Raw genomic sequence first — 20,435 nt, 5'->3', positions numbered from 1 at the left:
CGTCAAGCCCTCTTTCGTGATTCGAGAGTCTGTCTGTTGGTCTGAGGGGGGCCTGGGGGCGGGCCGACCGGGCTGCGTCAATTTAGAAGCAGCCGGCCGGCCCGACCTCCGTCAGACCTCTTCGACGCTGCTCGGCTCGCGCCGGGACAGGTCAATGCCGAGCTCCTCGGCGGCGCGGAACACGTCCTCGTCGCTGTCCCGCATCTCGATGGACTGGCCGTCCGAGGACAGCACCTCCACGTTGAGGCAGAGCGACTGCATTTCCTTGATGAGGACCTTGAAGGACTCGGGAATGCCGGGCTCGGGGATGTTCTCGCCCTTGACGATGGCCTCGTAGACCTTCACACGGCCGAGGACGTCGTCGGACTTGATGGTGAGCAGTTCCTGCAGCGCGTACGCGGCGCCGTATGCCTCAAGGGCCCACACCTCCATCTCACCGAAGCGCTGACCACCGAACTGCGCCTTACCACCGAGCGGCTGCTGGGTGATCATCGAGTACGGACCGGTCGAACGGGCGTGCAGCTTGTCGTCGACCAGGTGGTGCAGCTTGAGGATGTACATGTAGCCGACCGAGACCGGCATCGGGAACGGCTCGCCGGAGCGGCCGTCGAACAGCCGGGCCTTGCCGGTGGAGTTCACCAGGCGCTCACCGTCACGGGTGAGGGTGGTGTTGTCCAGCAGGCCGGTGATCTCGTCCTCGCGGGCGCCGTCGAACACCGGGGTGGCGAGGTTGGTGCCACCCTCGACGGTGTCCGCGCCGATCGCCTGCAGGCGCTTGGCCCACTCGTCGGCGAGGCCGGAGACGTCCCAGCCCTGCTTGGCGAGCCAGCCGAGGTGAATCTCCAGGACCTGTCCCGGGTTCATTCGGGACGGAACACCCAGCGGGTTCAGGATGATGTCGACCGGGGTGCCGTCCTCCAGGAACGGCATGTCCTCGACCGGCAGGATCTTGGAGATAACACCCTTGTTGCCGTGACGGCCGGCGAGCTTGTCACCGTTGGTGATCTTGCGCTTCTGGGCGACGTAGACGCGGACCAGCTGGTTCACGCCGGGGGGAAGCTCGTCGCCCTCCTCGCGGTCGAAGACGCGGACGCCGATGACCTTGCCGGACTCACCGTGCGGCACCTTCAGCGAGGTGTCGCGGACCTCACGGGCCTTCTCACCGAAGATCGCGCGGAGCAGGCGCTCCTCCGGGGTCAGCTCGGTCTCACCCTTCGGGGTGACCTTGCCGACCAGGATGTCGCCGGTGACGACGTCGGCGCCGATCCGGATGATGCCGCGCTCGTCGAGGTCGGCGAGGACCTCCTCGGAGACGTTCGGGATGTCCCGGGTGATCTCCTCGGGGCCCAGCTTGGTGTCACGGGCGTCGACCTCGTGCTCCTCGATGTGGATCGAGGAGAGGACGTCGTCCTGGACGAGGCGCTGCGACAGGATGATCGCGTCCTCGTAGTTGTGGCCTTCCCACGACATGAACGCCACGAGGAGGTTCTTGCCGAGGGCCATCTCGCCCTCGTCGGTGCACGGGCCGTCGGCCAGCACCTGGCCGGCCTCCACCCGGGCGCCCTCGTCCACGAGCACCTTCTGGTTGAAGGCGGTGCCCTGGTTGGAGCGGGTGAACTTGGCGGCGCGGTACGTGTTGTACGTGCCGTCGTCGTTGGCCACGGTGACGTAGTCGGCCGAGACCTCCTGCACCACACCGGCCTTGTCGGCGGTGATGACGTCCGCGGCGTCGACGGCGCAGCGGTACTCCATGCCGGTGCCGACCAGCGGCGCCTCGCTGCGGAGCAGCGGGACGGCCTGGCGCATCATGTTCGAGCCCATCAGCGCGCGGTTGGCGTCGTCGTGCTCGAGGAAGGGGATCATGGCGGTCGCGACCGACACCATCTGGCGCGGCGAGACGTCCATGTAGTCGATCTCGGTGCCGGGGATGTAGTCGATCTCGCCGCCACGGCGGCGGACCAGGACACGCGGCTCGGCGAAGGTCAGCTCCGCGGTCAGCGGGGCGTTGGCCTGCGCGATGACGAAGCGGTCCTCCTCGTCGGCGGTCAGGTAGTCCACGGCCTCGGTGACGACACCGTCGACGACCTTGCGGTACGGGGTCTCGATGAAACCGAACGCGTTGACCCGGCCGTACGAGGCCAGCGAGCCGATCAGACCGATGTTCGGGCCTTCGGGGGTCTCGATCGGACACATGCGGCCGTAGTGCGAGGGGTGCACGTCACGGACCTCGAAGCCGGCCCGCTCACGGGACAGACCACCGGGGCCGAGCGCGGACAGACGACGCTTGTGGGTCAGGCCCGACAGCGGGTTCGTCTGGTCCATGAACTGCGACAGCTGGCTGGTGCCGAAGAACTCCTTGATGGAGGCGACGACCGGCCGGATGTTGATCAGGGTCTGCGGCGTGATCGCCTCGACGTCCTGGGTGGTCATGCGCTCGCGGACCACTCGCTCCATGCGGGCGAGGCCGGTGCGGACCTGGTTCTGGATCAGCTCGCCGACGTTGCGCAGGCGACGGTTGCCGAAGTGGTCGATGTCGTCGACCTCGATGACAATGTCGCGGCCCTCGTCATCACGCCACTCGGTCTCGCCGGCGTGCAGCTTGACCAGGTACTTGATCGTGTTGATGATGTCGGGCTCGGTGAGCACACCGGAGTCCAGCGACTCGGCGTTGCCGAGCTTGCGGTTCACCTTGTAGCGGCCGACCTTCGCCAGGTCGTAGCGCTTCGGGTTGAAGTACAGGTTCTCCAGCAGCGTCTGCGCGGCCTCACGCGTGGGCGGTTCGCCCGGGCGCAGCTTGCGGTAGATGTCGAGGAGCGCGTCGTCCTGGCCCTGGGTGTGGTCCTTCTCCAGGGTGGCGCGCATCGACTCGTACTCGCCGAACTCTTCGAGAATCATCTCGTTGGTCCAGCCGAGGGCCTTCAGCAGCACGGTGACCGACTGCTTGCGCTTGCGGTCGATGCGGACACCGACCATGTCGCGCTTGTCGATCTCCATCTCCAGCCAGGCACCGCGGGAGGGGATGATCTTCGCGGAGAAGATGTCCTTGTCGGACACCTTGTCCAGGGTGGAGTCGAAGTAGACACCGGGGGAACGCACCAGCTGGGACACGACGACACGCTCGGTGCCGTTGATGATGAACGTGCCCTTGTTGGTCATGAGCGGGAAGTCGCCCATGAACACGGTCTGGGACTTGATCTCACCGGTCTCGTTGTTGGTGAACTCCGCAGTGACGAAGAGCGGGGCCGCGAAGGTGAAGTCGCGGTCCTTGCACTCGTCGATGGAGTTCTTCGGCGGCTCGAAACGGTGGTCCCGGAAGGTCAGGGACATCGACCCGCTGAAGTCCTCGATCGGGGAGATCTCCTCGAAGATCTCCTCCAGACCGGACTTGGTGGGGACGTCCTGACCGCTCTCCAGGGCAGCCTCGACCCGGGACTTCCAGGCCGCGTTGCCGAGCAGCCAGTCAAAGCTCTCGGTCTGCAGGGCGAGGAGGTTGGGGACCTCGAGGGGCTCCTTGATCTTCGCGAACGAGACGCGGAGCGGGGCGGTGGATGCGGAATTGTTCGAGGCGTTGCGCGGCGCGGCCAAGAGGGGGGTCCTTCCGAGGGCTCGGAGCTCACTACGCGCATACCGTCCGCGCCATGGCCGAGGCGGAAAACCCCAGGTCAGGACAGGGGCCACTCCGGGCGACGAGTCACAGAGCAGCTAACAGGCAGCGCAAAGGGACAGTGTAGCCAATGGCGACACTGCTAGCAAGCCCTGATTCGGAGACCGAATCGGACGCTCCTCCCGTACAACCGACAACCCGGGCAGTGATCCCTCACCGGCCGGGCCGTCGCACCCACTCCTGCGTCACCGGGAACCTTCCCAGTGCCACCGCCGAATATGCATCGGAGGCGGTTCCGCTTGGGCACGCGCCTCGAGAATCGCGCGCCGCGTGCTGTTCGTCAAGGCCCCCACCAGGGTGCGGACCTCGCAATGCCCATCGTCACAGCCACTCCGGGCGTTACACACGGCCCGTGACGGGGTCGGTGACGACAGCGATCACCCTACCCCCGGGGACCGACAGGATCCGAGTCCGCCGAGGGCCGAACCGGCCGGGCCGGGGCGGAAAAAAGCAGGCCGGGCCGGCCACCCCGAAGGGTGGCCGGCCCGGCCGGAAGAGCACCTCTCAGAGAGAGGAGAAAGTCACTTGACGGTGACCTTGGCGCCAGCGCCCTCGAGCTGAGCCTTCGCCTTCTCGGCGACGTCCTTGGCAACCTTCTCCAGGACCTTGGCACCAGCGGTGTCAACGAGGTCCTTGGCCTCCTTCAGGCCGAGGGAGGTCAGGGCGCGCACCTCCTTGATGACCTGGATCTTCTTGTCGCCGGCACCATCGAGGATGACGTCGAACTCGTCCTGCTCCTCGACGGCCTCAGCGGCAACCGGGCCACCGGCGGCGGCAACGGCGACCGGGGCGGCGGCGGTGACGTCGAACTTGTCCTCGAACGCCTTGACGAACTCGGAGAGCTCGATCAGGGTCATGCCCTCGAACTCGGCAAGCAGTTCGTCGGTGCTGAGCTTCGCCATGATTGGCGTCCTTCCACTAATTCGGCAGGTGCCGGATGTACGGATTGGCGGGCGTACTTGCGGGCCCGCTGGGACGGGGAGTAGTTACTCCGCGTCCTCGGCGGGAGCCGGAGTACCGGCACCGCCCTGCTCGACCTTCTCGCGCAGCGCTTCCACGGTGCGAACGAGCTTGGACGGGAGCGCCTGGAAGACCGCAGCAGCCTGGGACGGCTTGGCCTTCATCGCACCCGCCAGCTTGGCGAGCAGCACCTCGCGGGACTCGAGGTCCGCGAGCTTCTTGATCTCATCGGCGGACAGCGCCTTACCGTCAAGGACACCGCCCTTGATGATGAGAGCAGGGTTCTCCTTGGCGAAGTCACGCAGAGCCTTCGCCGACTCCACCGGGTCACCGGTGACGAAGGCGACAGCCGTCGGGCCGGCGAACAGGTCGTCCAGCTCGGAGATCCCGGCCTCATTGGCCGCGATCTTGGTCAGCGTGTTCTTCACCACGGCGTAATCGGCGTTGCCGGTGAGCGAGCGACGCAGCGTCTTGAGCTGCTTCACCGTGAGACCGCGGTACTCGGTCAGAACGGCGGCGCTGGAAGCACGGAACTTGTCCGTGATCTCGGCGACGTCGGCAGCCTTGTCGGGCCTGGCCATAGGCTTACGCCTCCTTCCGTGATGTCGAAGTCGGGCCGACCTTCGAGAAGTCGACCATTCAACGCCGCGGACGCCCGGGACAACGAAAAAGCCCCGGCGCGCAGGCGCACGGGGCTTGTCACAACCTCGACGAACCGTGGAACGGTTCGGAGATCTTGTCTGCTCCATAACCTGCGCGGGCGACCCGCACGAGGCGGATCCTTCGGCACCGGCCACCCTCTCGGGCAGACGGCAACAACCAGCGGTCTTTGGCTCGCCCAGCTTAACGGGACGATCCGCGAATCCCCAAATCCGGCAAACCGCCGGTCTGCCCTACGGGAACAGCGGCAGGCCGGCGCCGGACTCCGGGGCGATGTCCGCCTCGGCGGGGCCCTGCACCGAGATCGCGGAGCTGCCGTACTCGCTGTAGCCGATGGTGTCCACCTCGGCGGCGGCGCGGCGCAGCTGGACCACTTGGTCGTGGTCGTTGAGCCACAGGTCGAGCACCACCTCGCCGGGGCCGAGCGCGGTCTCCAGGGCCTGTCGCCGGTCCTGGTCGAGCTGGGTCTGCGCGGCGGCGTACTGGGCGGCGGTCAGGGTGACCCGGTAGTGCTGGACGGTGGTCTCCAGCAGCTTCTCCTCGCCGAGCAGCACCGGGCTGTCGGCGGCGGCCGCGGCGGTGGTGGCGACCACCGGGCTGATCCGGTCGATCAGCGCGGAGTAGGGGCAGTGGGTGCCGCCCGAGTACTTCTCCCAGTGCGGGCCGCCGAGCCTGGCGGCGGTCTGCGGGTCGCCGCCGACGTAGGCGGAGGTGTCCAGCACAATCAGCCGCCGGGCGTCCCCGTCGCCCCGGTACTGCAGCACCGTCTTCGGCGCCCAGAACACCGCGCCCTTGGCGTGCGCCTCCCCCAGGACGGCCCGGAACTCGCCCCGCCGGGCCTCGCGCAGCGCCAGCTGGGCGGAGAGCAGCACCCCGTGCGGGGAGCGGTCGGTGGGGGTGGCCTGGGCGCTGCTCTGGGACGGGGTGGCGGGCCGCGCGGAGCTGTCGCCCGGGCTCGAGCCGGTGCAGCCGCTCACCGCGGCCAGCAGCAGGGCGGCCCCGAGCAGGGCCGCGGTCGTCCGCACGCGTGCCGTCATCGGTCCCTCCTTCCGGCCGTCCGTTCCGCTCCCCCACCTTGTCACGCGTCCCGTCCGGCCCGGCGGCGACCCCGGGCCGGACGGGACCGGGATCGCTACTTCAGCACATCCTCCAGCGAGAAGACCTCGGAGTCGGCCGGGGCCTTGGTCGGCTGGACGCTGCCGAGGTCGCTGTAGGTGATCTTGGAGAAGCCGGTCGCCTGGCCGGTGCCGGACTGCTGGACGAGCTCGTTCTTGGCGTTGATCCAGAACTCGACGGTGATCGTCGAGCCCTTCTTCTTCAGCTCGTCCAGCACCTTGGTCTTCAGCTCCGGCTTCAGCTGCAGCTTCTCGACCAGGGCGTCCACCGGGATGTCGCTGCGGTAGTGCTTGCAGAACTGACCCTCCACCGTCTCGGTGCCGGACTCGACCGCGGTCGGCGCGGCAACGGCCAGCTGCACGGCCGGGTCCATCAGCTCCAGGCTGGAGGCCTTGCCGACGGCGTCACCCCCGCCCGGCGCGCCCTGGGCGTCGTCCTTCGGGTCGATCTTCATCCAGGTCTTGCCGCCGGCCAGCTGGGCGAGGCTTGCCCCGGCCCCGACGTACATCACGTCACCGACGAAAAGGACCTTGGTGTCCTGGCCCTCGCTCTTGGTGTTGAGCAGGAAGGACTTCGGCGCCTTCCAGACGAACTCGCCGGTGCCTGCGGCCTCGCCGGTGACGGCCAGCTTGGCGCTACCGGCCTTCTCCATCACCGCAGCCGAGGCGAGCAGCGTCTCCTTGGCACCGAGGTTCGCGCCACCGTCCGCACCCTTGCCGGCCGCTGCACCGTCGGAGGCGGTCGAACCCGGCTTGGCGTCGGCGGTGCTGCTGCCCGACCCGGAGCTGCCACAGGCGGTCAGCAGACCTGCGGCCAGGCAGGTCACGGCAACGGTACGCAGTGCGCGCACGAGAGTCCCCCTCTAATCTGATTCTCATTCAAAAGGCCATCGGACTCTATCCGATGGCCTTTCGGGCGCGCGCGACCAATTAACGGCACCGGGCCCGCACCCCCGAAGAGGGGTGCGGGCCCGGTGAGTTGACCGCGTGGGGAACTGACCTGAGGTCAGACCGCCGCCGGGTCCTCCTCGACGAGGAGGTTACGGGTGCGGTTCGGGTCCACCTGGATGCCGGGGCCCATGGTGGTGGAGAAGGCGATCTTCTTGATGTAGCGGCCCTTGGCGGCGGACGGCTTGGCCCGGAGGACCTCGTCCAGCGCCGCGGCGTAGTTCTCGACCAGCTGCTCGTCCGAGAACGAGGACTTGCCGATGATCAGGTGCAGGTTCGAGTGCTTGTCGACGCGGAACTCGATCTTGCCGCCCTTGATCTCGTTGACGGCCTTGGCGACGTCCGGGGTCACGGTGCCGGTCTTCGGGTTCGGCATCAGGCCACGGGGACCGAGCACGCGGCCCAGGCGGCCGACCTTGCCCATGAGGTCCGGGGTGGCGACGACGGCGTCGAAGTCCAGACGACCCTTGGCCACCTCGTCGATCAGCTCGTCCGAGCCGACGATGTCGGCACCCGCGGCACGCGCGGCCTCGGCACGCTCACCGTTCGCGAAGACCAGGACCCGGGCGGTCTTACCGGTGCCGTGCGGGAGGATGACGGTGCTGCGGACCATCTGGTCGGCCTTGCGCGGGTCGACACCCAGGCGCATGGCAACCTCGACGGTGCCGTCGAACTTGGTGGTGGAGGTCGCCTTGGCGAGGCGGACGGCCTCGAGCGGGGCGTAGATCCGGGTGCGGTCGACCTGGGCGTCCGCGGCCTTGAGGGCCTTGCTGCGCTTCACTGCTGCTCCTAGTAACTAATGGAGTTCGTGGTATTCACGGGCCGCGCTGGCCCTACCACGGTGGACGTACGGGCTGATCAGCCCTCGACGGTGACGCCCATCGACCGGGCGGTGCCGGCGATGATCTTCTCCGCGGCGTCCAGGTCGTTGGCGTTCAGGTCGGGCATCTTGGTGGTGGCGATCTCGCGCACCTGGGCCGAGGTCAGCTTGGCGACCTTGGTCTTGTGCGGCTCCTTGGAGCCCTTGTCGATGCCCGCGGCCTTCAGGATGAGGCGCGCAGCCGGCGGGGTCTTCGTGACGAAGGTGAAGGAACGGTCGTCGTAGACCGTGATCTCCACCGGCACGATCATGCCGCGCTGCGACTCGGTGGCCGCGTTGTACGCCTTGCAGAATTCCATGATGTTGACGCCGTGCTGACCCAGCGCGGGGCCGACCGGCGGCGCCGGGTTGGCCGCGCCGGCGTTGATCTGGAGCTTGATAAGCCCCGTGACCTTCTTCTTCTTGGGAGGCATGTCTCTCCGGGTCCTTCCGAGAGGTGAGTGCTGGTGGTACCCGGCACCGGGGCGAAACCCGGATGCCAGGACACACATCGGACCAGGCTAACCGCTGATGCGGCGCTGGACCAAAACGGTGCCGGGGCGGAGGCTTCCGCCCCGCCCCGGCACCGGTGACCTGTGGGTCAGTTCTTCTGGATCTGGTCGAAGGAGAGCTCGACCGGGGTCTCCCGGCCGAAGATCTCCACCAGGCCCTTGACCTTCTTCGAGTCGGGGTTGATCTCGTTGATGGTCGCCTGCAGGGTGGCGAACGGACCGTCGGTGACGGTGACCGAGTCGCCGACCTCGAAGTCCAGCACCTGGACCTCGACCGGGCGCACCGGCGAAGCCTTGCCGGCTTCCTTGGCGGCGGCGCGCTCCACGTCGGGGGCGAGCATCTTGACGACCTCGTCCAGGGTCAGCGGGTACGGGTCGTAGGCGTTGCCGACGAAGCCGGTGACACCGGGGGTGTTGCGCACGACGCCCCAGGACTCGGGGGTGAGGTCCATGCGCACCAGCACGTAGCCGGGGAGCTTGTTCTGCCGGATGGTCTTGCGGTCGCCGTTCTTGATCTGGACGACCTCCTCCTGCGGAACCTGGGACTCGAAGATGTAGTCCTCGACGTTCAGCGAGACGGAGCGCTGCTCCAGGTTCTGCTTCACCCGGTTCTCGTAGCCGGCGTAGGTGTGGATGACGTACCACTCGCCCGGGGCGCGGCGCAGCTGCTCGCGGAACTCGGCGACGGGGTCGGACTCGACCTCCTCGACGACCAGAGCCTCTTCGTCGGCGGCCTCGTCGGCGGCCTCGTCGTCCACCTCGTGCACGGCCTCGACCTCGGCCGGCTCGCCCGCCTCGGCGTCGGCGGCCTCGACCTCGTCCTCGTCGCCGTCCACGCCGTCAACGATCTCCTCAGCGGACTCGGCTTCGGCAGCAGCCTCGGCCGCGTCCAGCTCGGCGGCGACATCCGCCTCGCGGACGGTCTCGTCGGCGTCGTACAGGGGGGACTCAGACACGGTCGCTGCTTCTTTCCTGGTTGTGGAACGGATACCTCAACAGTACCGACTCAACGGTAGTCGCCCGTGAGCGTTCGCGCCGACAGCTCGACCCGGGCCGAGGGATTCGGCCCGGGTCGGGGTGAAGTATCGGTGCGGAATCCGCGGGGATCCCGGTTTCGGGTCGGACTGATCGGGCGTCAGCCGAAGAGCCAGAAGGCTCCCTTGGCGAAGACCCAGTCGAGACCGGCGACCAGCAGCATCAGCACGATCACGAAGGTCACCACGACGGTGGTGTACTGGATCAGCTGGCTGCGGGTGGGCCAGACGACCTTGCGCAGTTCGGCGATGATCTGGCGGTAGAAGATGCCCATCCGCGCGAACAGGCCCTTCTTGGCCCGCTTGCCGGACTTCTTGCCACCCTCGCCGCCGGCCTTGTTGGCACGCCGACGCTCACGCCGCGACAGCTTGCCGTCCGCGGTGGTCTCGTCCGCCGCGTCGGCCCCCTCGGGGTTGCCGCTCTCAGGCGTTGCGGTGGAGCCCGTGGTCTCCGTCACTCGTCCTCACCTGAATCCGGGTCCTGCGGAGCTACCGTGCCTGTTGCACGGGCGATCCGGCGAAAGCAGTGCTGGGCGGGGCCTTCTCCGCATCAAGCCCGCTCGCTCTTCGGAGCGAACGGGCTTGGCACGAGTCGAGCTGCAGGGCACGAGGGACTCGAACCCCCAACCGCCGGTTTTGGAGACCGGTGCTCTACCAATTGAGCTAGTGCCCTTCGGAACCCTGCGGCTCCGTCGTGGCCCCCAACCTACCGTATCCACCCGGCCGTGTGGTGTACCCGGCCGAAGGATCCGCACTTGGGAGCCGTCGAGCAGTGAGTGTACGGGTTCTTCGCCGATTGGTCGAACCTCATTCACCGCGGCCCGCGCGGCGGCGTCACCCGGTCGGCCTCACGGCGTCACCCGATCGGCGGCAGCGTACGGATGCTGGAACGCGCCGGTACGCATGGTGGAACCGCGATGCCCGAGGCCTGTGCGGTCTGGGACCATGCAAGACATGAGCGCACCCACCCCCGAGAACGTCCCCCCCGCGAGCCGCCGGGTCTCCGCCCGGGTCGGCGCCATCGCCGAGTCGGCCACCCTCGCGGTCGACGCCAAGGCCAAGGCCCTCAAGGCGGCCGGCCGTCCGGTGATCGGCTTCGGCGCCGGCGAGCCCGACTTCCCGACCCCCGGCTACATCGTGGACGCGGCCGTCGCTGCCTGCCAGGACCCGGCCAACCACCGCTACACCCCGGCCGGCGGCCTGCCGGAGCTGAAGGCCGCGATCGCCGCCAAGACGCTGCGCGACTCCGGCTACCAGGTGGACGCCTCGCAGGTGCTGGTGACCAACGGCGGCAAGCAGGCGATCTACAACGCCTTCGCCGCGATCCTCGACCCGGGCGACGAGGTGATCATCCCGGCCCCGTACTGGACCACCTACCCGGAGGCCGTGAAGCTGGCCGGCGGCACCCCGGTCGAGGTCGTCGCGGACGAGACCACCGGCTACAAGGTCTCGGTGGCGCAGCTGGAGGCCGCCCGCACCGCGAACACCAAGGTGGTGCTGTTCGTCTCGCCGTCCAACCCGACCGGCGCGGTGTACACCGAGGCCGAGGCCGAGGCGATCGGCCGCTGGGCGCTGGAGCACGGCCTGTGGGTGCTCACCGACGAGATCTACGAGCACCTGGTGTACGGCGACGCGAAGTTCACCTCGCTGCCGGCCCTGCTGCCCGAGCTGGCCGACAAGTGCATCGTGGTCAACGGCGTGGCGAAGACCTACGCGATGACCGGCTGGCGGGTGGGCTGGCTGATCGCTCCCAAGGACGTGGTGGCCGCCGCCTCCAACCTGCAGTCGCACGCCACCTCCAACGTCTCCAACGTGGCGCAGCGCGCCGCGCTGGCGGCCGTGTCCGGCGACCTGTCCGCGGTGGACGAGATGAAGACCGCGTTCGACCGCCGCCGCCGCACCATCGTGGCGATGCTGAACGAGATCGAGGGCGTGTACTGCCCCGAACCCGAGGGCGCGTTCTACGCCTACCCGTCGGTCAAGTCGCTGCTGGGCAAGGAGATCCGCGGCAAGCGCCCGCAGACCTCCGCCGAGCTGGCCACGCTGATCCTGGAGGAGGCCGAGGTCGCGGTCGTCCCCGGCGAGGCCTTCGGCACCCCGGGCTACCTGCGGCTGTCCTACGCGCTGGGCGACGCCGACCTGGTCGAGGGCGTCAGCCGGATGCAGAAGCTGCTGGCCGAGGCCCGCGCCTGACCCGTCCGGGCTTCGACCGCCCCTCGCACCTCACCCGTTCGGGCGACGTGCGGGGGGCGGTTCCGGTTTCGGCGGGTTATGCGGCAGGATCGGTGAATGGATCGCCTGCGTGATGTCCGGAGCCTCCCGAAGGCTCATCTCCACCTGCACTTCACCGGTTCGATGCGCCCCGCGACGCTGCTCGAACTCGCCGACAAGCACGGCGTTCGGCTGCCCGAGGCGCTCAGTTCGGGCCATCCGCCGAAACTGCGGGCGACCGACGAACGCGGCTGGTTCCGGTTCCAGCGCCTGTACGACACCGCGCGCTCCTGCCTGCGCGACGAGTCCGACATCCGCCGGCTGGTCCGGGAGACCGCCGAGGACGAGCGCGCCGACGGCTCCCGCTGGCTGGAGATCCAGGTCGACCCGACCTCGTACGCGCCGCTGCTGGGCGGGCTGACCCCCACCCTGGAGCTGATCCTGGACGCCGTCCGGGAGGCCTCCGAGGCCACCGGGGTGGGCATCCGGGTGCTGGTCGCAGCGAACCGGATGAAGTCGCCGATGGACGCCCGCACGCTGGCCCGGCTGGCCGTCCGGTACACCGACCAGGGCGTCATCGGCTTCGGCCTGTCGAACGACGAACGGCGGGGCCTGGCACGGGACTTCGACCGCGCGTTCGCGATCGCCCGGAGCGGCGGGCTGCTGGCCGCGCCGCACGGCGGGGAGCTGGCCGGGCCGGGTTCGGTCCGCGACTGCCTGGACGACCTGGGCGCCGGCCGGATCGGCCACGGCGTGCGGGCCGCCGAGGACCCGCGGCTGCTGCAGCGGCTCGCCGACCGGCAGGTCACCTGCGAGGTCTGCCCGGCGTCGAACGTCGCGCTCGGCGTCTACGAGCGACCCGAGGACGTCCCACTGCGCACCCTGTTCGATGCCGGGGTGCCGCTGGCGCTGGGCGCCGACGACCCGCTGCTGTTCGGTTCCCGGCTGGCCGACCAGTACACCCTGGCCCGTGAGTCGCACGAGTTCACCGACGCCGAACTGGCCGAGCTGGCCCGGCAGTCGATCCGGTCGTCGCGGGCCCCCGAGCACATCGCCAAGGAGCTGCTGGCGGACGTCGACGCCTGGCTGGTCGAGGAGCCGGCCCCCGCCGAGGCGGTTCCGGTTTCGCTCTAGAGGCTGACGCCGACCATCACCGGTTCGTTGACCAGGTCCACCCCGAAGGCCGCCCGCACGCCGTCCCGCACCTCGCGGGCGAGTGCGAGCAGGTCCTCGGTGGTGGCCGAGCCGCGGTTGGTGAGGGCCAGGGTGTGCTTGGTGGAGAGCGTGGCCGGGCCGGTGCCGTGGCCCTTGCGGAAGCCCGCGTTGTCGATCAGCCAGGCCGCCGAGGTCTTGGTGCGGCCGTCACCGGCCGGGTAGTTGGGGGCCCGAAGTTCACCCAATCGGGCGGTGAAGTCGGCGAACTGAGTGTCCGTCAGGATCGGGTTGGTGAAGAAGGAGCCCGCCGACCAGGTGTCGTGGTCGGCGGGGTCGAGCACCATGCCCTTGCCGGCCCGCAGCCGCAGCACCTCGGTGTGCGCCTCGGCGAGCTTCACCCGCTGCCCGGCCTCGACGCCGAGCGAGCGGGCCACCTCCGCGTACTTCACCGGGGAGGACAGCCCGCCCTCGTCGGCGAGCCGGAAGCGGACCCGCAGCACCACGTACCGGTCCGGGTCGGCCTTGAAGCGGCTGTGCCGGTAGGAGAAGGCGCAGTCGGCGCCCGCCAGCGTCACCGTTTCGCCGAGCAGGCGGTCGTAGGCGACCACCTCGGTGATGGTCTCGGCGACCTCCTGGCCGTACGCGCCGACGTTCTGCACCGGGGTCGCGCCCGCGGAGCCGGGGATGCCGGCCAGGAACTCGATGCCGGCCAGTCCGGCGTCGACGGTGCGGGCCACCGCGTCCGACCAGACCTCGCCGGCCGCGAGTTCCAGCAGCGTGCCGTCCAGCGTGAAGCCGGTGGTGGCGATCCGCAGGACGGTGCCGGGGAAGCCGGCGTCGGAGATCACCAGGTTGGAGCCGCCACCGATCACCAGCAGCGGCTCCCCGGCCCGGTCGGCCGCGCGGACCGCGGCGACCACCTCGGCGTCCGTCTCGGCCGTCACCAGCCGGCGGGCGGGGCCGCCGAGGCGCAGCGTCGTCAGCGGGGCCAGCGGTGCGTCCATCTGCTCAATCACCGCCCCAGCGTAACCGCCACCCGCCCGAGGGGATCAGGAGCGGCCGGCGGCGGCCAGCGGCGGAAGGTCGCCGGCCCCGGCCGGGGCGGCGGCGCGCATGCCGTGCCGGCGCGGAACGAAGGACGCGGCCACCGATCCGGCGGCGACCACGGCGGCGCCGACCATCAGCGCGGGGACCACGCCGTCGGTGAAGGCGGCGGCGCTGCCGTAGCCGCCCTGCGCGGAGAACACGGCGGACAGCACGGCCACCCCGAGCGCCCCGCCGACCTCGCGCATCGCGTTGTTGGCGCCGGAGGCGATGCCCTGCTCGGCGGGGCGGACGCTTGCCATCACCAGGCCCGCGGTGGGCGCGAAGTACAGCGACATGCCGATGCCGCAGACCCCAGGCAAGGGGCCCGGAGGCCCCGGGCGCCCCGGCACCCGGGGGGTCGAGCCTCAGCCCAGCCGGACCACGGCCCGGGCCATGCCCAGGACCTTCTGGCCCTCGCTGGTCGCCACCAGGTCCACCCGCACCCGGTTGTCGTCCAGCAGCACCGCGACCTTGCCGGTGACCTCGATCACCGCGCCCACGCCGTCGTTCGGGACGACCACCGGCTTGGTGAAGCGGACGCCGTACTCGACCACCGCGGCCGGGTCGCCGACCCAGTCGGTGACCACCCGGACGGCCTCGGCCATGGTGAACATGCCGTGCGCGATCACGTCCGGCAGGCCGACCTCGCGGGCGAACTTCTCGTTCCAGTGGATCGGGTTGAAGTCCCCCGACGCCCCCGCGTACTGGACCAGCGTGGCCCGGGTCACCGGGAACGACTGGGCCGGCAGCTCGGTGCCGACCTGGACCTCGTCAAAGCGGACCGCCACGGTCACTCCTCCCCGGCTTCGTCGGCGGCACGGGCCACCAGCGTCATGATCGACGTCACCACGTGCTCGCCACTGGCGTCGTGCACCTCGCCGCGGACCGTCAGCACGTCGTTGCCCGCCAGCGACTTGATCGCGTCGATGGAGATCGTCACCGAGAGCCGGTCACCGGCCCGGGCCGGGCGGGAGTACACGAACTTCTGGTCGCCGTGCACCACCCGGCTGTAGTCCAGACCCAGCTCCGGGTCGTTCACCACCTGCGCCGCGGCCTGGAAGGACAGCATGAACGGGAAGGTCGGCGGGGCGATCACGTCCGGATGGCCGAGCGACTTGGCCGCCTCGGCGTCCGTGTACGCCGGGTTCGCGTCGCCGATCGCGGCGGCGAACTCGCGGATCTTCTCCCGGCCGAGCTCGTACGGCGGGGTGGGCGGGTAGGTCCGCCCGATGAACGAGGGGTCGAGCGGCATGGGCAACTCCTCTGGTGGTCCGTCAGGGCGGTCAGGCCGTCAGGTTCGCTATGCAGAAATGACTCCAGGCCGCGCCCCGTAACGGGGTGCGGCCTGGAGTCGAGGCAAAGTCAGCGGGTCTCGCGGTGCGCCGTGTGCGAGTTGCAACGCGGGCAGTGCTTCTTCATCTCAAGACGGTCCGGGTCGTTGCGCCGGTTCTTCTTGGTGATGTAGTTCCGCTCCTTGCACTCCACGCAGGCCAGCGTGATCTTCGGGCGGACGTCAGTGGCAGCCACGGGAGTGCCTTCCTGGGACAACGAATAAGAACACAGACAAGAGTAGCCGATCGGGAGTTGAACCCCCCGATCGACTACGCGGGGTAGCGGTGACCGGACTTGAACCGGTGACACAGCGATTATGAGCCGCTTGCTCTACCAACTGAGCTACACCGCTTTGATGAACGAAACCTCACCGAGGCGAGGAGCCTTTCACCAGAGCCCCCATGCGGAATCGAACCGCAGACCTTCTCCTTACCATGGAGACGCTCTACCGACTGAGCTATAGGGGCGAACGAGGAAGAGATTACACGGTTCCGGGCCAGAGGTGAAATCCGTATCCGCAGCCGATCTCCGCAGGTCGAAGGGGCCGCACTGACGGCCCGTCGCCCGACACCCGTTCGAGCCCGCCGCAACCGGAACCGGCCCTCCGCGACCGCCCCCTCCCACGACACGGGCGGCGGCCCGCATCCGAGCGTCCCGGCCGGGCGCCGCCTAGGCTCGACCGTCAGTGACCTCTCGCGGGTGCGCCGCAGACCGGCCCCGCAACCGGGCCCCCGGGCCGCCGGGCGGTCAACCGGACTGGAGGAGCGGGCCGATGAGCGAACGCAGCGAGGGCGCCCAGCCGCCGCCGGCCGCCAACCCGCTCGGACACGGGCCGGTACTGCTGCTCACCGGGGCCCGGCTGATCGACGGGCGGGTGGTGGACGTCCGGATCAGCGGGGACCGGATCCAGGCCGTCGGCACCGTCGGCAGCCTCGGACCGCTGCCCGCGATGCCCGGCCGGCCCACCGTCACCACCGGCGCCCGCATCGACCTCTCCGGCTACCTGCTGCTGCCCGCCCCCGCCGAACCGCACAGCCACTACGACGACGCGTTCTCCGCCGCCCTGCCCGCCCCTCCCCCGGACGCGCCCGCCGACCTGGTCCGCCGCGTCACCGAGGCCGCACTCACCTCGCTCGGCTACGGGGCCACCGCCCAGCGCACCCACGTCCGGATCGGCGACGTGCACGGACTCGGACGGCTGGAGGCCGTCCTCACCGCCCGGCAGTCACTGCGCGGACTCGCCGAACTCCAGGCCGTCGCCATGCCCCGGCTGCTCACCGGCCTGGCCGGCGCCGACGGCCGGGCCCAACTGCGCGAGGCGCTCAAACTCGGCGCGGACGCGGCCGGCGGCTGCCCCGACCTCGACCCCGACCCGATCGGCTACGTCCAGGTCCTGCTGTCCGCCGCCACCGAGGCCGACTGCCCCGTCGACCTGCACACCGACGCCGCCGACCGCACCCAGCTCGCCCGCCTCGTCGCCGCCCTGGCCCCGCACCGGCCCCGGGTCACCCTCGGCCCGTGCAGCGCGCTGCCACCCGGCGGCTCCACCGTGCTCGCCAACTCCGGCATGCGGGTCGCCTGCCTCCCGCAGAACGGCGGCTGCACCGGCCTCGAAGCCCCCCCGACCGGCCTGCACCCCTCCCTGCTGCGCGAATTGGCCCACGCCCGGGTCGCCCTCACTGCCGGCGCCGGCAGCCTGCGCGACGCCGCCAACCCCGTCGGCCGGGCCGACCCGCTCGAAACCGCCCGACTCCTCGCCGCGGGCGGCGCACTCTCCCCCGAAGCCGCCTACGACGCCGTCTCCACTCAGGCCCGCGCCACCCTCGGCCTGCTCCCCGTCCGGGTCGACGCCGGCTTCCCCGCCGAACTCCTCGCCGTCCGCGGCGACAGCCTGGTCGGCGCCTTCGCCGGCGGCCACTCCCGCCTGGTCGTCCACTGCGGCCGGGTGGTCTCCCGCACCAGCGCCGTCCGCGAGTTCGCCGACACCGTGGCCCTCGCCCTGCCCCGCCAGAACCACCCGGGCTAACGGAGGACGTACCCCGGATACCGCCGCTGCTCCCCCGACGGATGCTCGACCACCAGGGCATCCGGCTTCGTCCAGAACTTGCAGCCCGCCGGGATGAACACCGGGCGCTCCAACCAGAACCAGCCGATCCGCCGGACCAACAGCATCCGCGGCGTGACCGGCCGGTACTCAAGAAATTCCATGCCGCCCATGCTCCCGGGCCCGGCCCCACCCCCGCCAACGAAACAGCCCCCGGCCTGCGTTTCCGCAGATCGGGGGCTGTTTCACTATCCAGTGGCTGGTGCAGGGTTCGAACCTGCGTAGCTTGCGCGACAGATTTACAGTCTGCTCCCTTTGGCCGCTCGGGCAACCAGCCAGGGATGGTGTCTCGCGGAGCACTGCCCCGTTCGACGTCGTAAACGATACCCGATGTTGGGGGGTGGTCTGCCACTCGTTTCGTCACATGATGATCAAGGTCAGGACGCGAGCTGTTGCGGGCGGGCGCGCGGGGGGCTGGATAGGCTGGGGCGTCGCCCGCCAGTGGCGGGTGGCGCAGACCGTGCAGCCAGTAGTTCAAGGAGACCAACACCCATGGCCGACTCCAGTTTCGACATCGTCTCGAAGGTCGAGTGGCAGGAGGTCGACAACGCGATCAACCAGACCTCCCGCGAGATCGCCACCCGCTTCGACTTCAAGAACGTGGGCGCCGAGATCAAGCGGACCGGCGAGAAGATCGAGATGAAGGCCAACGGCGAGGAGCGGGTCCGGGCGATCCTGGACGTGCTGCAGACCAAGTTCGTGAAGCGCGGACTGTCGCTGAAGGCGCTGGACGCGGCGGAGCCGCACCTGTCCGGCAAGGAGTACAAGATCTTCGCCGACATCAAGGAGGGCATCACCACCGAGGATGCCAAGAAGGTGGCGAAGATCATCCGCGACGAGGGCCCCAAGGGCGTCAAGGCCCAGGTCCAGGGCGACGAGCTGCGGGTCACCTCGAAGTCGCGCGACGACCTGCAGGCCGTGCAGACCCTGCTGAAGGGCAAGGACCTGGAGTTCGCGCTGCAGTTCGTCAACTACCGCTGACGCAACGGCGGTAGGGCCGGCACTCCGGCACGGGAGGGCGCACCGGGAACGGTGCGCCCTTCGGCGTTCCGGGGCCGATCTGCCCCGGGACCGGATTGCCGCGGTCCGGCTCGGCTGGGCGGGCGGGCGTGCCAGCGATCTGCCAGTGGTTCGGCAGCGGGGTGCGGGAGTGTTCCGGGTGCTGGGCGGGATGCTGCGACCGAGGGGCGTGGGCGACCGGCCGGTCGGTGGAGGGAGGACGTTCGGATGGCTCGTCGTGGGCGTGTTGCGTGGCGGTTGGGGGCGGGGGCCGCGGTGGCCGCGCTGTTGGGGGCGACGGCTCCGGCCGAGGCGGTGGCGGCGACGGTGCCGCGGTTGGCGTGGGCGGCGTGCGCGGAGGGTTTCGAGTGCGCGACCGCCCGGGTGCCGGTGGACTACCGGGATCCGCGCGGGGCCGGGCTCGACCTGGCCGTCATCCGGCATCCGGCGGGCGATCCGGCACACCGGATCGGGTCGCTGTTCTACAACCCGGGCGGACCGGCCGTGCCCGGCACGATGGCGCTGCCGCTGGTGCTCGACCGGTTCCCGGAGGAGGTGCGGGAGCGCTTCGACATCGTCAGCTTCGACCCGCGCGGCAGCGGCGGCAGCGCGCCCGTCCAGTGCTTCGACAACCCGGCGGACGAGCAGGCGCTGCTGGCCGGCACCGCCGTCGGCTACCCGGAGGGCCCCGAGCAGCAGCGGGCCTGGGTGGACGCGTACCGGCAGCTGGGCCGGCAGTGCGCGTCCCGGCCTCTGGTGTCGCACCTGTCGACCGCGAACACCGCCCGGGACCTGGACCTGCTCCGCCGGGCCGTGGGTGACCGGGACCTCAGCTACCTGGGCACCTCGTACGGCAGCTACCTGGGTGCCACGTACGCCAACCTGTTCCCCGACCGGGTGCGCGCCATGGTGCTGGACAGCGGCCCCGACCCGGTGGCCTGGTCCACCGGGCGCGACGGGCAGGCCGCCACCATGGGTCCGCTGCTGCGCAATCGCAGCGACGTCGCCGCCGCCCGGGTGCTGGACGCCTTCCTCGACGACTGCGGCCAGGCCGGCCCCGCCGGGTGCGCGTTCTCCGCCGGGACGGCCGCCGCCACCCGGGCCCGGTACGACGAACTGCTGACCCGACTGCGCGCCCGGCCGGCGGTGCTCGGCGACACCACGTTCACCGAGGCCGTGGCGGTGGAGACGACGATCATCCACTTGTACGCTGCGGCGCCCGTCCCCGGCATCCCCGGCACCGGCTGGGCGCAGCTCGGCACGAAGCTCCAGGCGCTGTGGGCGGCGACCGACGCGCCCACCGGGCCGCTGCCGCCCGCTGTCCACCCGTCGCCGGACCAGGCGCTGGCGGTGGTGTGCGCGGACAGCGCCGCCCCGTCGGCCACCGCCGACCCGGCGAGGACGGCGGCGCTGGCCCGGGCCAGGTCGGGTGCGCTCGGCCCGTGGTTCGCCTGGACGGACGAGCGCTGCACCGGCTGGCCTGCCCCGGACCGCGACCGGTACGACGGCCCGTGGAACCGTCGGACGGCCCGGCCGGTCCTGGTGGTGGCGAACACCGGCGACCCCGCGATGCCGTACGAGGGTTCGCGCGCACTGGCCCGCTCGCTCGACCGGGCCACCCTGCTGACGGTGAACGGCTTCGGCCACACCGTGCTGGCCAACCCGAGCGACTGCGCGGCCCGGCACGAGGCCCGCTACCTGGTCGACGGCACCCTGCCGGCGGCGGGGACGGTGTGCGCGCCGAACCGGGGGCCGTTCGAGCAGGGCTGAGCGGCCGTCGGCCCAAGTGAGGCCGG

Annotated in this window: 19 protein-coding genes, 4 tRNA genes and 1 pseudogene; 5 read left to right on the top strand and 19 right to left on the bottom strand. The window is 70.3% G+C overall.

What is annotated here, in order from left to right; all coding sequences use genetic code 11:
• Positions 1–111 precede the first annotated feature (111 nt).
• The 10 genes from rpoB to ACFYS8_RS24775 form a co-directional block, all read right to left on the bottom strand.
• The gene (rpoB, locus tag ACFYS8_RS24820; RefSeq protein ID WP_043914627.1) at positions 112–3,585 is read right to left on the bottom strand and encodes a DNA-directed RNA polymerase subunit beta; all 3,474 of its coding nucleotides are present in this window, start codon (positions 3,583–3,585) and stop codon (positions 112–114) included.
• Positions 3,586–4,185: 600 nt separating this feature from the next.
• Positions 4,186–4,566, bottom strand: a complete 381-nt coding sequence (gene rplL / locus ACFYS8_RS24815) for a 50S ribosomal protein L7/L12 (protein ID WP_387644403.1) — start codon at positions 4,564–4,566, stop codon at positions 4,186–4,188.
• A gap of 84 nt (positions 4,567–4,650) precedes the next feature.
• Entirely contained in the window at positions 4,651–5,205 is a 555-nt protein-coding gene (rplJ, locus tag ACFYS8_RS24810) for a 50S ribosomal protein L10 (RefSeq protein ID WP_073807895.1), read from the bottom strand.
• Positions 5,206–5,517: 312 nt separating this feature from the next.
• Complete coding sequence (locus ACFYS8_RS24805; protein ID WP_387644400.1) at positions 5,518–6,321, bottom strand: hypothetical protein; 804 nt, start codon at positions 6,319–6,321, stop codon at positions 5,518–5,520.
• Positions 6,322–6,416: 95 nt separating this feature from the next.
• Entirely contained in the window at positions 6,417–7,250 is an 834-nt protein-coding gene (locus ACFYS8_RS24800; RefSeq protein WP_387644397.1) for a hypothetical protein, read from the bottom strand.
• A 155-nt stretch (positions 7,251–7,405) separates the two neighbouring features.
• Positions 7,406–8,128 carry a 50S ribosomal protein L1 gene (gene rplA / locus ACFYS8_RS24795; protein WP_043914633.1) on the bottom strand — a complete coding sequence of 241 codons (723 nt, stop codon included), beginning with the start codon at positions 8,126–8,128 and terminating at the stop codon, positions 7,406–7,408.
• Between the two features lie 77 nt (positions 8,129–8,205).
• Positions 8,206–8,640 carry a 50S ribosomal protein L11 gene (gene rplK / locus ACFYS8_RS24790; protein ID WP_387644395.1) on the bottom strand — a complete coding sequence of 145 codons (435 nt, stop codon included), beginning with the start codon at positions 8,638–8,640 and terminating at the stop codon, positions 8,206–8,208.
• Positions 8,641–8,807: 167 nt separating this feature from the next.
• Positions 8,808–9,674 carry a transcription termination/antitermination protein NusG gene (gene nusG, locus ACFYS8_RS24785; protein ID WP_387644392.1) on the bottom strand — a complete coding sequence of 289 codons (867 nt, stop codon included), beginning with the start codon at positions 9,672–9,674 and terminating at the stop codon, positions 8,808–8,810.
• 179 nt (positions 9,675–9,853) lie between these two features.
• Positions 9,854–10,210 carry a preprotein translocase subunit SecE gene (secE, locus tag ACFYS8_RS24780; protein ID WP_387644389.1) on the bottom strand — a complete coding sequence of 119 codons (357 nt, stop codon included), beginning with the start codon at positions 10,208–10,210 and terminating at the stop codon, positions 9,854–9,856.
• Between the two features lie 142 nt (positions 10,211–10,352).
• Positions 10,353–10,425 (bottom strand) — tRNA-Trp (locus ACFYS8_RS24775).
• 281 nt (positions 10,426–10,706) lie between these two features.
• On the opposite strand from ACFYS8_RS24775, the gene ACFYS8_RS24770 reads away from it, so the two are divergent.
• Positions 10,707–11,945: a pyridoxal phosphate-dependent aminotransferase gene (locus tag ACFYS8_RS24770; protein WP_387644386.1), complete on the top strand. Its 1,239-nt coding sequence runs from the start codon at positions 10,707–10,709 to the stop codon at positions 11,943–11,945.
• A 96-nt stretch (positions 11,946–12,041) separates the two neighbouring features.
• Complete coding sequence (locus ACFYS8_RS24765; RefSeq protein ID WP_387644383.1) at positions 12,042–13,097, top strand: adenosine deaminase; 1,056 nt, start codon at positions 12,042–12,044, stop codon at positions 13,095–13,097.
• Here the strand turns inward: ACFYS8_RS24765 and ACFYS8_RS24760 are convergent.
• The 7 genes and pseudogenes from ACFYS8_RS24760 to ACFYS8_RS24730 all read right to left on the bottom strand — a co-directional run bounded on the left by ACFYS8_RS24760 (position 13,094) and on the right by ACFYS8_RS24730 (position 16,003).
• A complete protein-coding gene (locus ACFYS8_RS24760) occupies positions 13,094–14,134 on the bottom strand; it encodes a UDP-N-acetylmuramate dehydrogenase (RefSeq protein WP_387644381.1) in 1,041 nt (346 codons plus the stop codon). The genes ACFYS8_RS24765 and ACFYS8_RS24760 overlap by 4 nt on opposite strands.
• 33 nt (positions 14,135–14,167) lie before the next feature.
• Positions 14,168–14,524, bottom strand: a pseudogene (locus tag ACFYS8_RS24755) (MFS transporter); the annotation flags it as partial.
• A 45-nt stretch (positions 14,525–14,569) separates the two neighbouring features.
• The gene (locus ACFYS8_RS24750; RefSeq protein ID WP_387644379.1) at positions 14,570–14,998 is read right to left on the bottom strand and encodes a MaoC family dehydratase; all 429 of its coding nucleotides are present in this window, start codon (positions 14,996–14,998) and stop codon (positions 14,570–14,572) included.
• Positions 14,995–15,456 carry a MaoC family dehydratase N-terminal domain-containing protein gene (locus ACFYS8_RS24745; protein WP_387644376.1) on the bottom strand — a complete coding sequence of 154 codons (462 nt, stop codon included), beginning with the start codon at positions 15,454–15,456 and terminating at the stop codon, positions 14,995–14,997. Before ACFYS8_RS24745 ends, ACFYS8_RS24750 begins: the two co-directional genes overlap by 4 nt.
• 110 nt (positions 15,457–15,566) lie before the next feature.
• The gene (gene rpmG, locus ACFYS8_RS24740; protein ID WP_006604855.1) at positions 15,567–15,731 is read right to left on the bottom strand and encodes a 50S ribosomal protein L33; all 165 of its coding nucleotides are present in this window, start codon (positions 15,729–15,731) and stop codon (positions 15,567–15,569) included.
• 84 nt (positions 15,732–15,815) lie between these two features.
• Positions 15,816–15,888, bottom strand: a tRNA-Met gene (locus ACFYS8_RS24735).
• A gap of 42 nt (positions 15,889–15,930) precedes the next feature.
• Positions 15,931–16,003: transfer RNA gene (locus ACFYS8_RS24730), tRNA-Thr, on the bottom strand.
• A gap of 305 nt (positions 16,004–16,308) precedes the next feature.
• Between ACFYS8_RS24730 and ACFYS8_RS24725 the strand changes: the two genes are divergently transcribed.
• Complete coding sequence (locus tag ACFYS8_RS24725; RefSeq protein WP_387644374.1) at positions 16,309–17,562, top strand: hydrolase; 1,254 nt, start codon at positions 16,309–16,311, stop codon at positions 17,560–17,562.
• Here ACFYS8_RS24725 and ACFYS8_RS24720 read toward each other — a convergent pair.
• A complete protein-coding gene (locus ACFYS8_RS24720) occupies positions 17,559–17,744 on the bottom strand; it encodes a hypothetical protein (protein ID WP_387644371.1) in 186 nt (61 codons plus the stop codon). The genes ACFYS8_RS24725 and ACFYS8_RS24720 overlap by 4 nt on opposite strands.
• A gap of 92 nt (positions 17,745–17,836) precedes the next feature.
• A tRNA-Tyr gene (locus tag ACFYS8_RS24715) sits at positions 17,837–17,917 on the bottom strand.
• Between the two features lie 215 nt (positions 17,918–18,132).
• Here ACFYS8_RS24715 and ACFYS8_RS24710 point away from each other — a divergent pair.
• Both ACFYS8_RS24710 and ACFYS8_RS24705 read left to right on the top strand, forming a co-directional pair.
• Positions 18,133–18,621 carry a YajQ family cyclic di-GMP-binding protein gene (locus tag ACFYS8_RS24710; protein WP_387644368.1) on the top strand — a complete coding sequence of 163 codons (489 nt, stop codon included), beginning with the start codon at positions 18,133–18,135 and terminating at the stop codon, positions 18,619–18,621.
• A 246-nt stretch (positions 18,622–18,867) separates the two neighbouring features.
• Complete coding sequence (locus ACFYS8_RS24705; protein WP_387644365.1) at positions 18,868–20,409, top strand: alpha/beta hydrolase; 1,542 nt, start codon at positions 18,868–18,870, stop codon at positions 20,407–20,409.
• Positions 20,410–20,435: the final 26 nt, after the last annotated feature.

The organism is Kitasatospora sp. NPDC004615 (genome assembly GCF_042873545.1).
In the GTDB taxonomy this organism is placed as follows: Bacteria; Actinomycetota; Actinomycetes; order Streptomycetales; family Streptomycetaceae; genus Kitasatospora.
This window is presented reverse-complemented; position numbering and strand designations above follow the sequence as displayed.

What these genes read in the sequence shown, in the direction of transcription:
- ACFYS8_RS24805 (WP_387644400.1), bottom strand. Translation starts at nt 6,321, where the DNA reads ATGACGGCACGCGTGCGGACGACCGCGGCCCTGCTCGGGGCCGCCCTG.
- rplJ (WP_073807895.1), bottom strand. Translation starts at nt 5,205, where the DNA reads ATGGCCAGGCCCGACAAGGCTGCCGACGTCGCCGAGATCACGGACAAG.
- rplL (WP_387644403.1), bottom strand. Translation starts at nt 4,566, where the DNA reads ATGGCGAAGCTCAGCACCGACGAACTGCTTGCCGAGTTCGAGGGCATG.
- ACFYS8_RS24710 (WP_387644368.1), top strand. Translation starts at nt 18,133, where the DNA reads ATGGCCGACTCCAGTTTCGACATCGTCTCGAAGGTCGAGTGGCAGGAG.
- ACFYS8_RS24765 (WP_387644383.1), top strand. Translation starts at nt 12,042, where the DNA reads ATGGATCGCCTGCGTGATGTCCGGAGCCTCCCGAAGGCTCATCTCCAC.
- ACFYS8_RS24725 (WP_387644374.1), top strand. Translation starts at nt 16,309, where the DNA reads ATGAGCGAACGCAGCGAGGGCGCCCAGCCGCCGCCGGCCGCCAACCCG.
- ACFYS8_RS24720 (WP_387644371.1), bottom strand. Translation starts at nt 17,744, where the DNA reads ATGGAATTTCTTGAGTACCGGCCGGTCACGCCGCGGATGCTGTTGGTC.
- ACFYS8_RS24705 (WP_387644365.1), top strand. Translation starts at nt 18,868, where the DNA reads ATGGCTCGTCGTGGGCGTGTTGCGTGGCGGTTGGGGGCGGGGGCCGCG.
- rplK (WP_387644395.1), bottom strand. Translation starts at nt 8,640, where the DNA reads ATGCCTCCCAAGAAGAAGAAGGTCACGGGGCTTATCAAGCTCCAGATC.
- ACFYS8_RS24770 (WP_387644386.1), top strand. Translation starts at nt 10,707, where the DNA reads ATGAGCGCACCCACCCCCGAGAACGTCCCCCCCGCGAGCCGCCGGGTC.
- ACFYS8_RS24745 (WP_387644376.1), bottom strand. Translation starts at nt 15,456, where the DNA reads ATGCCGCTCGACCCCTCGTTCATCGGGCGGACCTACCCGCCCACCCCG.